The organism is Nonomuraea solani, from assembly GCF_900108335.1.
In the GTDB taxonomy this organism is placed as follows: Bacteria; Actinomycetota; Actinomycetes; order Streptosporangiales; family Streptosporangiaceae; genus Nonomuraea; species Nonomuraea solani.
On sequence record NZ_FNVT01000016.1, the window covers coordinates 205840 to 219721 of the forward strand.

A 13882-nucleotide genomic window follows, 5' to 3' on the forward strand; every position below is an offset into this window, starting at 1 on the left:
CGTCGAGTGCCGCACGTGGTTCCGCGCGGCGTCACGGCACCTCCGTTTCTCACACGGCGGTGATGACCCGAAACTCCACCGGCTCGGAGACGTCACCGTGCATCACCACATCGATCTCCAACGCCGCCGCCAACCGCACCATCAGCGGAATCGTCGGCATGTGCGCTCCACCCTCCAAGCGGGAGACCTGCGGCTGCGTCATGCCCGCCCGCTCGGCCAGCTCCGTCTGCGACAGGCCCAGCTCGATCCGGCGACGGTAGACGGCCGCGCCGAGGTCCTGCCCCAGCCGTGCCTCCTCCACCATCGCGGCGTACTCGGGACTCACCTCCTCACCGGCAATCCGCTTGGCCTTGATCGTCTTCCACTTGTTATGCCCGGCCATCCCTCCAGCTCCTTCCCTCGTAGATCCGATGCGCGACGCCGTGCTCCGAGCCACCAGCCATGCACTCGACCATCGCCTTGCGGGCGCTCCACATCGCGCGGCTGCCTGTCTCGCGTCTTGTAGAAGGCAGTCAGCAACACCGCCCGGCGATCCTCGGCCAGCCAGTAGGTGAGGCGCACCGAGTGGTGTGCGATATCGAAACGCAACTCCCACAACCCGTCACCCAAGTCGCGAGCATGACCGTACGGCATCCGGTCGCCGAACTGAGCGAGCCGTTCGACGGCGGGCCTCGACAGCGGCGTGATCCCGGTCGGACAGAGTGTCCAGCCAAGCCTCCACCCCTGGCTCCAGCTCGATGTCGTACAGCTCTTCACTCATGCAACACAGTGTATATGCCAAGCTTTACATAGCCCGACTCGTGCAGGGCGCGACAATGCGGGCAATCTGATGTTGCGATGGCTAGACTCAGAGGTCTAGATCAATTTGGCGGCCCGCGATGAAGATCGCGGCATGGCCGAGTGAAATCCGAGTTATACAAGATCAAGGCCCAGGTCTCGCAAACCTTCCAACCTGGGCTTTCGTGTGTGGAGCGGGTGACGGGAATCGAACCCGCGCTGTCAGCTTGGGAATTGCAGGGATCTTGCCTCGTAGGGGCGTTGACCTGCGGCTGAGACCGGCCGTGAGTGACCGTGGTTGACCCCTCGTCACCGCCCTTAATGGCACGCTAATGGCACGGCGGTCAAATGCTCTTTGTTCAACGGAGCGGGAGCGCTCGCACTCTGATGCCTGCGGGGGCAAAGGCCACGATCGCACCCGTAGACAGGTGAGGGTCGAGGACATCAAGGTGGTTAAGGATGATATTCACCAGCTCAGGCGGTCGAAGCTCAAGGATCTCCCGCACAAGCATGACCGAGGGCTTGGTGGTACGGGCCTGAGCCAAAAGCGCGCCGAAGTCTGTATCCGCCGAGACGATGACCCGGTCGTCCGCCATGGCAAGGGCCATGATCGTGGAGTCCGGCGCACTCGTCGCTTGGAGATCGCGCACGTGCACCGCATCGTGACCGGCCTTCGCCAGCAGTTCAGCGACGCGGTGAGAGGCTCTCATCGATCAGGAAGTTCACGCCGGCTCTCGGAGGCGGTAGAAGTGGACGTTCGTGGAGGCCGCTGCGTATTCCAGCCCCTGCTTGATGTCCTCGCGTTCGAGGTCGGGGTAGTCCGACAAGATCTCATCGAAGGTCCATCCAGCCGCGACGAGCCGTACCACCGTCTCCACGGTGATCCGCAGCCCTCGGATGGTCGGTTTGCCTTCGAGCTTGTCGGGCTCGACAGTGATCCGATCGAAGTTCATGGCGTCTCCCCTCCATCTCGATACTGCCAGCTCGCACCTGTGCTAGCGACCGCGATACCACGGCGACATGAAGAGAGATGAGGAAGATCAAGGAAACCGGCCAGTGCCAGAGGCCTGGCTGAGCTTTCTGTGGAGCGGGTGACGGGAATCGAACCCGCGCTGTCAGCTTGGGAACCGGCTACTGATCTTGGTGTCCTGAGCGGGGAGAACGGGGGTCCTGCTCAGACCGCGACGAGTGGCCGTGAGTGGCCCTGAATGACCTTGACCTGCCGTTCGTTCTGGCACGCATCTGGCACGAGGATCAGCTCTCCGACCTGGGATTGAAACGCACTGCGCGCACCCCGCCCGCCTCGGCCCCATTAGGACCCGCCGATCTTGAGCACTTCCCCCTCCCTGAGCTGGAGATCCACTCCAGAGGCGATTGTTGACTCGGCACTACAGACCCTCGGGCGACGCGTGCGTGTAGCGGTTGAGCGTGGTCGAGGTCGACGAAGCGGGTATCCGGCCTGGCCTTGCCCGAATCACTGCCATACCCGCGATATACCGCCCCTCGCTAGCGTTGGCCGTGTCAACAACCCGCATGTGGCGGGCGCTTCTTGCTGCCCAACCGGCAGCATCCAAAATCGCCGCGATATCCCCAAGGAGAACGATGGATTCCCGTGCCTTCATCCGAGCCGCAGCTGTGGCGGCAGCTGTGCTCACCATGACTGTCGCCACACCGGCCGCCGCCGCTTCGGCGGCCAACGCCGCGCCCTCCTGCGTCGATGTCCAGCATGGGAGGACCTTCTACGAGGAGACCGCCTTCGGAAAGTACTATCACCACTGGGTGAAGATCACGAACAACTGCGCCAGCAAGAAGAAGCTCAAGGTGGACTGGAGGGGGGCCTTTATGCCCGACTCGAAGTGCACCACGATCAACAAGGGCAAGAGCGCAGAATTCACCAAGAACGGCAAGTGGGATGCCTACGCCGGGTGGTACGGCTGCTGAGCTGACCCTGATGCCCCGCTTTCGATGCATGATCGTTCTTGCTAGGGCACAGAGTATGGGCAGCAGTCAAATCCCGAAAGGGCGCACAGACGATCCGCTGTCTCGCTGTCTACCTACGACGACACGACCGAGTCAGCAGCCACATGCTTGGCTTCGCGACCTGAGGACACCGCTATCCGGTGAGCCGGTGCTGAGGAACGAAGCACCGGATCGTCGATCGCCCCCAGCCACTACCTGAGGCCAGCCCACGCGTGGCGATCGTAGGGCTGCATTCGTGCGGCGGCGTGACGCTGGGGTCGGTGAGCTTGCTCAGTACGGCGGGCGCCACGATCGGCGTGGCGGTCCGTGCTGCTGCCGCCCGGGACCGGCCCCCAGGCCGCATGCCCGGGCGGCGGGCAAGCGACCGCCAGGATGCGCCCGACCTACCCAAGCGGAAGATGTCGAGCACGACCCTGGGGCGAACCTTCGAGGCAGCGGACGGCAGGACCTACCGGCCCTCGCTGTTCATCACGCTCACCCTGCCGAGCTACGGCAAGGTCATGAACGGCGCTCCCGTCGATCCGGACACGTACGACTACGTTCAAGCGGCCCGTGACGCGCTGCACTTCTCCAAGCTCGTGGACCGGTTCGTGCAGAACCTACGCCGGGTCGCTGGCTACGACGTGCAGTACTTCGCCACCGTGGAGCCTCAGAAGCGGCTCGCTCCGCATCTGCACATGGCCGTCCGGGGCACCTTGCCGCGCGCCGAGATGAAGCAGATCGCGGCGGCGACCTATCACCAGATCTGGTGGCCTCAGACGGATGAAGCCCGCTTCGAGGGTGACCACCTGCCCGTCTGGAACGACGGCATCGGCTACGTGGACCCTGACACTGGCGAGGTCCTGCGCACCTGGGACGAAGCTCTCGATCAGCTCGGCGACGAGCCCATGCACGTGATCCGTTTCGGCGATCAGGTGGACGTCAAGGGCGTGCTCGCCGGGTCGCCGACCAGTGCATCCGGTATCTGTCCAAGTACCTCACGAAGAGCCTTGGCGAGACCCTGGACGGGCAAGCTCAACGGGAGCACGCGGCCCGCTTCGTCGATGCCCTTCGCTACGAGCCGTGCTCACCCACCTGCCCAAACTGGCTGCGCTACGGCGTACAGCCCAAGAACGCCAAGTCCGGGATGCTCCACCGCTATGTCTGGCAGCCGGTCAGGCCAGGCGATCCCGATCTCGCTCCGATCGGCGTCCGGCTCCTTCGATCCATCGCCGAACGCCAGCGATGGCGCGCTCACCTGAGACGTCTCGAAGAACTTTCGGCAACTCCGCAGGCAGCCTGAGAGGAGGAGATCTTGGACCAACTGTTCACCGTCCCGGAAGCGGCCGGCCTGCTCAGCACCTCGGTTCGCTTCGTCCGCCGACTGATCGCCGAACGCCGGATCGAGTTCGTGAAGGTCGGGCGGCACGTCCGCATCCGAGAGTCCGCACTGATCGCCTTCGTCGTCGCCGGGACCGTCGCGCCCATGACGACCTTCGACGCAACCGGAAGGGCCGCCTGATGGCGAACAAGGACAACCACCGCCGTTTCGGCAACATCCGCAAGCTGCCCTCGGGGCGGTTCCAGATCCGCTACCCCGGACCGGACGGGCGTATGAGGACCGGGGAAGAGACCTACGAGCGCAAGGGCGATGCTGACCGAGCACTCACGCTGATCGAGGGGCGGATTCTCACCGGAACATGGACCGACCCTGAGCGATCCAAGGTCAAGCTCGCAGAGTATTCGGCAACCTGGATTGACCAGCGCCCCGGACTTCGACCGAGAACGATCGATCTCTATCACTGGCTACTCAAGAAGCACATCACGCCGTATCTCGGCAACGTCTCGCTCGGCAAGCTCTCCACGGCGATGATTCGGCAGTGGCGGGCGGACCTGCTCGGCAAGGGCGTCTCAGTGAGCATGGCGGCCAAGGCGTACCGCCTCCTCCGCGCCGTGCTCATGACGGCGGCCGAGGACGACGGGATCATCTCCCGCAACCCGTGCAAGATCCGTGGTGCTGGCGACGAGCACGCCGAAGAGCGACCGGTCCTCTCCATCGGGCAGGTCTTCGAGCTGGCGGACAAGGTTGGGCGCCGCCCAGTGGGCAGCATCCGGGCGGCTCAAGAGAGGCGAAGGACACCGCATCCGCTTCCAGCGGCATGGTGAGATGCGGACCTACTCGGAGGTCTTCCCGACGCGACCAGAAGCCGAGCGGGCGCTGTGGCGGATGATCGACACCGGACAGGCCGACTGCACACATGATCGCCGCTACCGGGCCTTCGTGCTCCTGGCCACATTCGCCAGCCTGCGATGGGGCGAGATCACCGCACTGACCCGATCGGACCTCGACCTCGACGCCGGTACAGTCCGCGTGCGCCTGGCCTATGTGGAACGCTCCACAGGTGAGCTGGTTCTTGGTCCGCCCAAGTCCAAAGCCAGCAAGCGCATCGTCGGCATCCCACAAGCGATCATCCCGGCTCTGAGAGAACACCTGCGGCTCTGCGTGAAGCCCGAGGCCGGAGCACTGATCTTCACCGGGATCAAGGGCGGCCCGATGCGCCGGAGCGGGTTCAACAAGCTCTCCGGCTGGATGGAGGCCGTGCGGGCGATCGGCGTCCCGGGACTGCACTTCCATGATCTCCGCCACACGGGAAACATGATCGCGGCGGACTCGGGCGCGGGCCTCAAGGACCTCATGGCGCGCATGGGACACGACAACGTCCGGGCCGCGATGATCTATCAGCACGCCGTCCGTGGAGCCGACAAGCTGATCACCGACGCCATCGACAAGCATCTCATCGGGCACGAACGGGCACGCGACGATGACGAGGACGACCCGCCTGGCCTGCTGGTTCCCGCCGGGTGATCACAAGCCTTAATGGCACGCAGAGATCAGCAGCCCTAGAAAACACCAAAGCCCAGGCACCGAATCCTTCGGTCCGCCTGGGCTTTCCCTATGAGAGCGGGTGACGGGAATCGAACCCGCGCTGTCAGCTTGGGAACTCTTTCAAGATCACAGCATCTGACCAGGGGGACCGCTGACCTGGGCCAATTCCGGTCGAGTGACCGTGAGTTCCCTCGACTCCCCGTTGATCGCCGTCCGAACGGGCACGCAGCGGGCACGCGCCGGGTACGGATCTAAGCCCGCCAGGCCGTGTGAGGACATCGGCGTGTCGCGAGGCTGGATCGAGAAGCAGCCATGCACACTATGACCATATTCGTCAGTTGAGGCTAGGGGTTGGGGGGATCTGTTCAATTCAGATCGGCGCTATCGTTCTGACTGCTCTTGCACTCATCGGGACAAGATTTGCATGCCTGGCCCTAGTGAACGGAAAAACCAGGAAATCTAAGCACCGGAGAAAGAAAGGGGTTCGTCAATGAACGGTAAGTTGATCGCAGCGGCTGCACTGGAGACAGTGTGGGCAGTTGGCGTAAGCGTGCTGGCTGGCTCGCCACTCCTGACCTGAGCTGACGAATGGCTGAACATGAATCTTGACTCGCTCGCTGGCATATGCTCCACCTTCTATTCAAGGTCTCACTATGGCAACTGACCTGGTGCCACCTGTATTGACAGGAATTTTTGCCCTGGCTGGCGGCCTCGGAGGCGTCATGCTAAGCGGCTGGGTCGTTCGACGTAACGACCAGCGCAAACTAGCGTCCGAGGATGCGCGGCGATGGCTCAACGATCGGCGCCAGATATACGCTCGCTATCTTGTCCTAGTGGAATCAATGCATCGAGAAGTTGATCGTGTCGCAATGTTCTTGTCCTACGATGGTCGTAAACCAATAACAGGCGAGGACGCGGAGCTCTTGAAGGAGGGCATATACGAGTACTATCACCGCTGGGACGATGAACTACAGCCTTTACTCCTCGAAGTGCAACTCATGGCTACGCCCTCTGTGGCCGATCTAGCGGACCGCATGTCTGGAGCTCTTTTGGAGATCGCCCCAGAAGCTCCAATAGGACATCCACCACCTACATTTATCGAGTACTACCCGGGATGGTTCCAGGCTCAAGATCTGCTTTCAATGCTACGGGACGCCATGAGGGAAGAGCTTGGGATGCCAGAGAAGCTATCCTCGACGGAGAGCAGGAAGGCCTCCGGCTGGCCATGGCTCGAAAGCCGCCCCTCTCGCAAAAGCTATGTGCAGCATGATCCGAATGGACGGCATTTTAGTGAAACGGAGGAGCAATTCCTTCCCCGCGTTGACGCAGAAGACCAAAAGGGCAGGGCGAGTACCGTCCCCCAACAATCGACCACGGTCCACATGCTCGCCGCGTCGACTACAAAGCGGAGACAGGCGCATATCGGATGGCGCTGGAGGAGAACATAGAATCGGGAATTGCTCGCGAATCGCAAGCACAGGTGTCCTGTCCTCGTGAACGTGCCACCGCGTGCACAACCGGGCGTTGCTTGCGGGACGCGCAGGCCCCCCCCCCCCCCCCCCCCCCCCCCCCCCCCCCCCCCCCCCCCCCCCCCCCCCCCCCCCGCCTGATCATCCCGTCTGCCGTCGACCCGCCCGAAGGGGAAGCGGGCCAGGGCCACGGGTCGATGGCGGGCGGGATGATCAGGCTTCCACCTCAAGCACTTACGGCTTGCAGAGGCGAAAGCGTCATCCCGGAGCCGGAGCGCCCCCGCCGGAGGCCTATTTGTTTTGGCTGTGCTTATCCAACGGTCGAAGAGCCATGATCATGGCGGCAGAGCCTCCGTTCTTCGCCCAGGTGACCCCCACAAGGCGAGCACGCGAGCTCTCTCCCGCCTCTCGCAGAGCTTTGGGAGCATACGGGGCTACGTTCATTCCTTTGATAATCATGGAGGGGATGAACTTGTCGTTCAAGTCGCCGAAGACCTGCGCTTCCCCGGAACCATCTGGGAGCATGTGAGAAGCAATGCACGATTCGCTAACTACATCTCCTGCTTTATTTGCTACGCGTCGGTTCAACTCCGCAGCGGCTTCCCTTATGATCACAGGATCGCGACGGCGAGCCACTTCGTCTTTGAGATTCCTCACCTCATCGTCTTCGACGTGCATACTCTGACCTGTGACGAAGTGTTTTATTCCTCGCACGCGTGCATGACTGATGAAGAAGTACTCACGTGGAGCGGCTAGATCTGCACCTTGTAGGCTTTGGAAGCTGGATATGGCATACAAGTGCGGCACCGGACCCTCATACGCCATCAGTGTGAATGTGTGCCATCGGTGCTCCGCTGGAACGGTCTTCAGCCAGATATTTCCTTCGTCCCGCACCCTCTCCACAACATCTCGCATCGATCTTTGGCCCGGTAAATGTTCGAGGATTCGACCCAGCCACTTGGCTGTGTCATGGCTGCCCCAACTGGCGAGACCGGTGTAGCACAGGAGGCCCGACCATCCCGTGTAGTGGAGGACCACTTGCTTCTGGGCTGAGCTGCTGACGATGGCGCCTGTGTCCCCGCGCGTGAGGCGAAAATCCGAGGTCTGTACGCTCAAGGATCTGCTGGCCACGGTTACGTTCAGCGTCAAGGGGTTCTCCTGGTTGACCAGCCCAAAGTGAACAAGGGCGCCCGGCTACGTCGAGACTGTACGACACATGAACTGTGGTTGCTCCGGTCGCGCCCGGAGTCGCCGGCGGCCGGGACCGGCCCCCAGGCCGCACGCCCGGCCGCCGAGCGGACGCAGGGCGCGAGGCGGCGCGGAGCGCCGCCGCCTTGATACCTACAAGAACAAATCGGCAGTGCACGGCGACCCGCCCGGTGTGGTCACGCGGACGATTGGCTCAAGCTCCGGTGTGCCGCGTTGATGGCGGCCAGCAGTTCACGAGCTGAGGCGTCGCGCTTGCCGGTGAGGGCGTTCTCCACTCCGGTGAGCTGTTGGAAGGCCCAGCGGGATTCGGTGCGCTGGGCGGTCTCCAGGGCTTGGCGTCCGCTGGTGATGCCTTCGTTGAGGTCGCCGATGCGGAGTTGGGCGGCGGCGATGTCGGCGTGGACGGCGGCGATCTTCTTGTGGTCGGTCTCGTGTGAGAGGGCGTTGAGGGCGGCTTGGCCTTCGTCGATGACACGTTGTTCGTCGCCGAGGCTGACGTAGGTCGAGAGCCGGTAGGCCGCCATCCGGCCGGAGTCCAAGAAGCGGGTCCAGGCTCGTTCACGCTGCGGACGAGCTGCGCCGTACGCATCCCTCGCCTGCTCCATGCGGATCAGCGCCTGGCGGTCGCAGAGGGCGGCGAGCTCTTCGGCTTCGCGTGCCAGCAGCCAAGCGCGGGTGGCATTGTCACCCTGGGCCGGTAGGTACTGCTGGGCCAGGCGGATGTTCTGGACGGCGGGGGCACCCCGAACGGCATAGGAGCGGTAGGCGTAAGCGCAGGCTTGAATGATCGGGTGCCCGCTCTCCTGCGCCGCCAACGTGGCGATGCGATCAAAGGCGGCGGACTGCCCCGGTTGCTTGATCTCCCAGGCGATCCACGAGGCCAGAACTGCGGCTTCGCCGGTGGTGGCAGCTAGCCGGCGGCGGAGGCGGTCGGGGAGTCCTGCCTGGAGGAGCGTGCTCAGCTCGTTGAGGTGTGCGGTAAGGCCCTGGTAGAGGCTGCGGGCGGGCATGGTCTCTTCGAGGCGGTGGAAGCCGACCGTACGGGCTTCGAGGCGTTCCACCGTGTCCTCTTGATCGGCGCGAGTGCCGGAGAGGGCCAGGGTGAGGCGCTCCCAGGGGTTGGCGATGGAGGCGGCGCTTTCGGCGGTCAGTCCGGCTGCGATGAGCAGCATCGTTCGGCGGTCCATGTGGCCATCCAGCCTTCCCACGATCCAGGCCAGCGTCAGCACGTCAACGTCGCAAGCGTCGTCCGGCTGGCGCGAGCCGATGACTACTTGTTCCACGTTAAGGAGGCTGCTTGCTGGTGTTCCATCCCACGCCGGGATGGGTGTGGGCGGGAGTGGGACGCCGGTGAGGATCCGCGGGGCCAGGCCGAGAGTCATGCGGGCAGGGTCGGGCATGTTCAGGCCCTCGGCGATGCGCTCGAACACGTCGAGTGCGACGACTTGGGCCTTGCCCTTCATGTACTCGCTGACTTTGCCCTGGCTGAAGCCCACGGCGACGCCGATGCGGGTTTGGCTGACGCCCGCGTACTGGCGGACGAGTCGGAAGAGATGGCCGATGTCGCGATTTGTGAGGGCGGTGCGCATTTCGGGGCGTTGCCACAGGTCGGCCGGTATGACGACCGGTTCGGCCCCGTCTGCGGGCATGTGCCGTTTCCCCTTGCGTCCTTGGACTGCCGGTAACTCCACGCTCACGGTTCGGAGTTATCCCGTCAAGGGATATTGCTGATCCCGTCCGAGGAGTCCGGCTCGGGATGGGTTGCCTTGTCGCAGGTGAAGACGCTTGTCCCATGACTCGAAGCGATCAACCGACAAGTGAGAGGTGCCGGGCCTGCCGGTCCAAGGGATGGCGCTGGGTGCGTAAGAGCCGTGCCGATGCGCTGCGCCGGATCGACGGGGCCCCGGTCGAGCTTGTGCAGGTGACCTGCTTCGAGTGCTCAGGTGTCGGCAGAAAGCGAGCGACGTAGTGGAGATCATCACGGACTGCATCAGTCCGCACGTCGGCAAGGTTCGGGAGGGGTACATGCGGTTGGTCTGGCGCGAGACGTCGAAGATCAAGGAGCGTGCCCGGGTGGTGGCCTGGTCGTGTCACTGCCGGTCGGCTGTGTACGAGCTGTGTCGCGCGGGCGGTCAGTCCTACATCCGCCGGACGGACTACGACGAGAAGGGGGAGACGGTCTACGAGACCTATCGGTGGTCGTTCATCAAGGCTTCCGAGGTCTGGGCCGCCTTGCTTGAAGGTCGAACGGTTTAGGTGGGTTCGACGGCGCGGTGCCTGAAACGGGGCCGCGCCGTCGTCGTTGGGGGTATGTCTATCTGTCGCTGGAAGGGGTTGCCTAAGCAGCATGCGCTGATAGCCTGCTTGGCTAGACAGGCATGCTGAATGTGGAGCCCTGATGTCATTTGAGTACACGCCTCCGAAGTACGCGCAACTGATCGCGGAACTGGAGCGGCGCATCGACTCGGGCGAGTATCCGCCCGGCTCCCTGCTGCCCAGCGAACACCAGCTCATGGCCGAATTCGCCATGGCGCGCCCGACCGTCGTCAAAGCCCTCGGCGTCCTACGCGATCAGGGCTGGATCGTCACCCACCAGGGCAAGGGCCGTTTCGTACGCGGTCGCCCAGCCATCCCAACGGGTCAGCAAGTGAGGGCCGGGCGGGAACTTCTCGACCGCCGAGAGGTCCAGGCTTCCAGTCGGCTGCTCACGGCCGGAGAGGTGGAAGCACCGAACAGGATCGCGGCCTACCTCGGGATCAAGGCCAAGTCGTCCGTCGTGCTGCGCCGGACCCTGGTAGAGCACGACAACGAACCGACCGAGATCTCTTCGACATGGCTTCCGGTCGAGGTAGCGCAGGGGACGGCGCTGGTCGAGTCCGAGGAGTTGAAGCAGGGCGTCCGCCGATACGTTGAGGCTGCGGCCGGCACAGCGCTTGATCACATCATCGAGCACATCACCGCGCGTAACCCCACCAAGGAGGAGTGCACGCTCCTCGCTGTCAAGAGTTCCGCCGCGCTGCTGACCGTCTATGCCGTCGCCTGCGATGCCACCGGGAAACCGTGGGTCGTGGTCGAGTCCCTGCTACCAGGGGATCGGCACGAGTTGGAGGACGCATACCCCATCCGGTGAGAGGGGGCTTCGCTGACTACGGGGTCGGCGCGACCGACTGCCGCCACTCCAGAGCCTCGGCCGTGTCTCGGTATTCCAGGAGGTGTTGACCTGCGATCTTCTGCAACAGGTCTCGCACCTCCGCTGGAGTGGCGTGGAAGAACTCCCGCCGCAGGTTCACCTTGTTGAGCCGCCGATCGGTCAGTTCGGCGTGCAGGCGCCCCTCCAGCCCTACGGCGTCCTCGCTGAAGATCAGCGCGTGTGTGTCGAACCTGAACGGCACCGACGCGTCACCCAGTTCGCGTACGCGGTCTTCGGGCTCCAGCCGGCGAGTCATGCCGATCTTCACCACGTTCTCGCCGAACGCGCCGATGTTGGAGATGACGTACACGTACCCGGCCCTGACGTTCGCTTCACGGGCCTCGACGTCGGAGACCGCCGCACCGATCTCCTCCAGCTTGGCCTTCAGCTCGTCCACGCTCTCGGCGGACGCGGCGCCGTTCTTCAGCAGCTTGGCCAGCGCCGATCGATAGTGCGCTTCCTCCTTGCGCAGCCGGGTCTTCTCGCGCTCGAACTCGCGGCGGGCGGCCTCTTCCTCCCGCTGCTGCTCGCGCTGCGCCCGGACGAGTTCCTTCTCCTCCTCCTGCTTGGCCAGGTGGTCGGCCGTCAACTCCAGTTCGTAGATCCGCGTGCGGTGATAGCCGGGATTGACATGGATGTTCATCGTCCGTCCCAGCTTGACGATCGACTCCACGACTTTCTCCAGCCGATCGATCGCCGACTGCAGCTTGTATGGGCGCATGGTCCGTACGCAGTTGTCCGCCTCGGCGTTGTAGGCGCGCAACATCAGCTTGGAGAAGTCGCGCACCATTTTCCGTCCCTCGGACGCGGACCCGTTCACCTGCCAGTTCGTGGCGCCGACGACGGCCTGCCCTTCCTTGGCCATCGCCTTGATGCGCGCTTTCACCTGAGCGAGCTTGTCCTTGTATGCCACTGCGTCGCTCAGCGGATGCCGATACTCGTAGACGCCCACCTCTTGCAGCAGGACCGTCTCCTCGGTCTGCACGACCCGCTGCTCTGTCTCACGCAGCCGTCGGTTCGCGTCGTTGATGGCGACTTGCAGCCCAGCATGCTCCACGTGCAACGCCTCGGTCATAGCCGAGACGCGCATGGCATCCATCCCGCCCAGTCGCTCCACCCATGCGCGGAGCTGGGCGTTCTCCTCTTCCAGACGTTTCTTGCCGCCGAACAGCCCGCCGCTCTTGCGTTCCGGTTGCTCCGATACGCCCGGAGGCGCTGTAGCCGGCGGATCCTCGGGAATCCAGAACTCCCAGCCCGCAGGAGCCGGAGGCCACGACGGATCCGGACGCCATCCCTGTGGAGGCTTCCACTCGCGAGGCGGTACCGGCCATCCAGGAGGAGAGTTGAACCGGTACTCAGGCATGAGCGCTCCTCACGGTGAAGACGGCAAGCCGTACACAGGAGAGATAGCTGTGAGCGCCGCAAGAGTTACAGGAAGCAAGCAATCGAAGCCGCGATATTCCTCTTTGTCCTAGTTTCGCTAGCCGGGGTTCCAGCTTTCTTCGTACTCGGTTCTTGGTTTACTTGACTGGCCAAGTGGTCATGATGCCTAATGAAGCTACTTGATCAGCCAAGCAGCCTAACCGCTCAAGAGGAGAAGTGATCCACATGGCAATGCAGGGACCCATCCCCGTCACGTTCGTCCAGGTCTTCCCGCACGGCTGCTACACGGTCGGGGAGGTCGAGCAGGTCAAGGACTTCGAGACCTCCACGAACGGCCGGTTCGTCCAGGCGCGGGACAAGCAGACGGGCGAACTCGTCTGGCAGATCCCCGTCATGGACGCCGACCCGTCGCTCAAAGCGGCTCAGAAGACCGTGGCGGTCAAGATCCTCAGCCCCACACAGCCGGTCGCCCCGGCTGCCGTCGCGGGGCTGCCGTTCACGCCGGTCGAGTTCGACGGCATGACCGTCACCCCGTACGTCAACGGCTCCGGCCGACTCGCCTACTCCATCAAGGCACGGCAGATGCTCGCGCCCCGCACCAACACCACCAAGTCCAACGGCAAGGAGGTCGCCGCATGAACGACGGCTACAGCTACACCGTCATCCGCGTCCAGCCCAACGAGCAGACCCACATCGGCGTCTCGATCTACCCCGACGCCCTGGCCGAGGTGAAGTACTTCCCGGCCAAAGAGCACTCCCACGCCTTCATCACCATCACGCACGGCGTCGCGGACGTGACCATCGGCACCACGAACACGGCCGAGATCACCGACGAGCACGTCACCTTCGCCCGCCACCTGCTCAACGCGGCGGCGGCCTTCCTCGCCGACTGCGAGCGGCTGCACGCCGAACAACAGGCTGCGGCCTGACAAGCAAGCGGGGCCGCTGGAACTGGTCCTTCCGGCGGCCCCTCATCTCCCCTGACGCGAATCACGAGAGGTCTTCAGC

The 13882-nt window shown here is 63.8% G+C and carries 16 protein-coding genes and 1 pseudogene; 10 read left to right on the forward strand and 7 right to left on the reverse strand.

Translation table 11 applies throughout. The features are described from left to right. Positions 1–49: 49 nt before the first annotated feature. From C4V41_RS42145 to C4V41_RS42160, 4 genes are all read right to left on the reverse strand, one after another. The gene (locus tag C4V41_RS42145; RefSeq protein WP_103961628.1) at positions 50–382 is read right to left on the reverse strand and encodes a helix-turn-helix domain-containing protein; all 333 of its coding nucleotides are present in this window, start codon (positions 380–382) and stop codon (positions 50–52) included. Next, positions 322–756, reverse strand: a complete 435-nt coding sequence (locus tag C4V41_RS66245) for a type II toxin-antitoxin system RelE/ParE family toxin (protein WP_103961629.1) — start codon at positions 754–756, stop codon at positions 322–324. Before C4V41_RS66245 ends, C4V41_RS42145 begins: the two co-directional genes overlap by 61 nt. 380 nt (positions 757–1136) lie before the next feature. Next, positions 1137–1487, reverse strand: a complete 351-nt coding sequence (locus tag C4V41_RS42155; protein ID WP_103961630.1) for a DUF5615 family PIN-like protein — start codon at positions 1485–1487, stop codon at positions 1137–1139. Positions 1488–1499: 12 nt separating this feature from the next. Beyond that, the gene (locus C4V41_RS42160; RefSeq protein ID WP_103961631.1) at positions 1500–1730 is read right to left on the reverse strand and encodes a DUF433 domain-containing protein; all 231 of its coding nucleotides are present in this window, start codon (positions 1728–1730) and stop codon (positions 1500–1502) included. Positions 1731–2205: 475 nt separating this feature from the next. Between C4V41_RS42160 and C4V41_RS61110 the strand changes: the two genes are divergently transcribed. The 6 genes and pseudogenes from C4V41_RS61110 to C4V41_RS61115 all read left to right on the forward strand — a co-directional run bounded on the left by C4V41_RS61110 (position 2206) and on the right by C4V41_RS61115 (position 7071). Next, positions 2206–2718: a hypothetical protein gene (locus C4V41_RS61110; protein ID WP_146103993.1), complete on the forward strand. Its 513-nt coding sequence runs from the start codon at positions 2206–2208 to the stop codon at positions 2716–2718. A gap of 437 nt (positions 2719–3155) precedes the next feature. Beyond that, positions 3156–4039: pseudogene (locus C4V41_RS42170) on the forward strand (replication initiator). Between the two features lie 12 nt (positions 4040–4051). Next, on the forward strand, positions 4052–4258 hold the full coding sequence (locus tag C4V41_RS42175; protein ID WP_235030721.1) for a helix-turn-helix domain-containing protein: 207 nt from the start codon (positions 4052–4054) through the stop codon (positions 4256–4258). Next, on the forward strand, positions 4258–4902 hold the full coding sequence (locus C4V41_RS42180; RefSeq protein WP_103961634.1) for an N-terminal phage integrase SAM-like domain-containing protein: 645 nt from the start codon (positions 4258–4260) through the stop codon (positions 4900–4902). The genes C4V41_RS42175 and C4V41_RS42180 overlap by 1 nt, the downstream gene beginning before the upstream one ends. Position 4903: 1 nt before the next feature. After that, entirely contained in the window at positions 4904–5602 is a 699-nt protein-coding gene (locus tag C4V41_RS42185) for a tyrosine-type recombinase/integrase (RefSeq protein WP_103961635.1), read from the forward strand. Positions 5603–6276: 674 nt separating this feature from the next. Then, positions 6277–7071 carry a hypothetical protein gene (locus C4V41_RS61115; protein WP_146103994.1) on the forward strand — a complete coding sequence of 265 codons (795 nt, stop codon included), beginning with the start codon at positions 6277–6279 and terminating at the stop codon, positions 7069–7071. A gap of 312 nt (positions 7072–7383) precedes the next feature. Here the strand turns inward: C4V41_RS61115 and C4V41_RS61120 are convergent, their stop codons facing one another. Then, complete coding sequence (locus tag C4V41_RS61120; RefSeq protein WP_146103995.1) at positions 7384–8241, reverse strand: hypothetical protein; 858 nt, start codon at positions 8239–8241, stop codon at positions 7384–7386. 236 nt (positions 8242–8477) lie between these two features. Continuing rightward, positions 8478–9950: a helix-turn-helix domain-containing protein gene (locus C4V41_RS42190; RefSeq protein ID WP_200824586.1), complete on the reverse strand. Its 1473-nt coding sequence runs from the start codon at positions 9948–9950 to the stop codon at positions 8478–8480. A 319-nt stretch (positions 9951–10269) separates the two neighbouring features. Here C4V41_RS42190 and C4V41_RS42195 point away from each other — a divergent pair, with 319 nt between their 5' ends. Continuing rightward, entirely contained in the window at positions 10270–10557 is a 288-nt protein-coding gene (locus tag C4V41_RS42195) for a hypothetical protein (protein WP_103961636.1), read from the forward strand. Positions 10558–10699: 142 nt separating this feature from the next. Next, positions 10700–11431, forward strand: a complete 732-nt coding sequence (locus tag C4V41_RS42200; protein ID WP_103961637.1) for a GntR family transcriptional regulator — start codon at positions 10700–10702, stop codon at positions 11429–11431. 16 nt (positions 11432–11447) lie between these two features. Here C4V41_RS42200 and C4V41_RS42205 read toward each other — a convergent pair whose 3' ends face one another. Next, on the reverse strand, positions 11448–12581 hold the full coding sequence (locus C4V41_RS42205; RefSeq protein ID WP_200824587.1) for a DUF4041 domain-containing protein: 1134 nt from the start codon (positions 12579–12581) through the stop codon (positions 11448–11450). Positions 12582–13099: 518 nt separating this feature from the next. Between C4V41_RS42205 and C4V41_RS42210 the strand changes: the two genes are divergently transcribed. Next, complete coding sequence (locus tag C4V41_RS42210; protein ID WP_103961718.1) at positions 13100–13513, forward strand: plasmid replication, integration and excision activator; 414 nt, start codon at positions 13100–13102, stop codon at positions 13511–13513. Continuing rightward, positions 13510–13803 (forward strand): hypothetical protein, encoded by a 294-nt coding sequence (locus tag C4V41_RS42215; RefSeq protein ID WP_103961639.1) that lies wholly within the window; start codon positions 13510–13512, stop codon positions 13801–13803. The genes C4V41_RS42210 and C4V41_RS42215 overlap by 4 nt, the downstream gene beginning before the upstream one ends. The last annotated feature ends 79 nt before the right edge of the window (positions 13804–13882 follow it).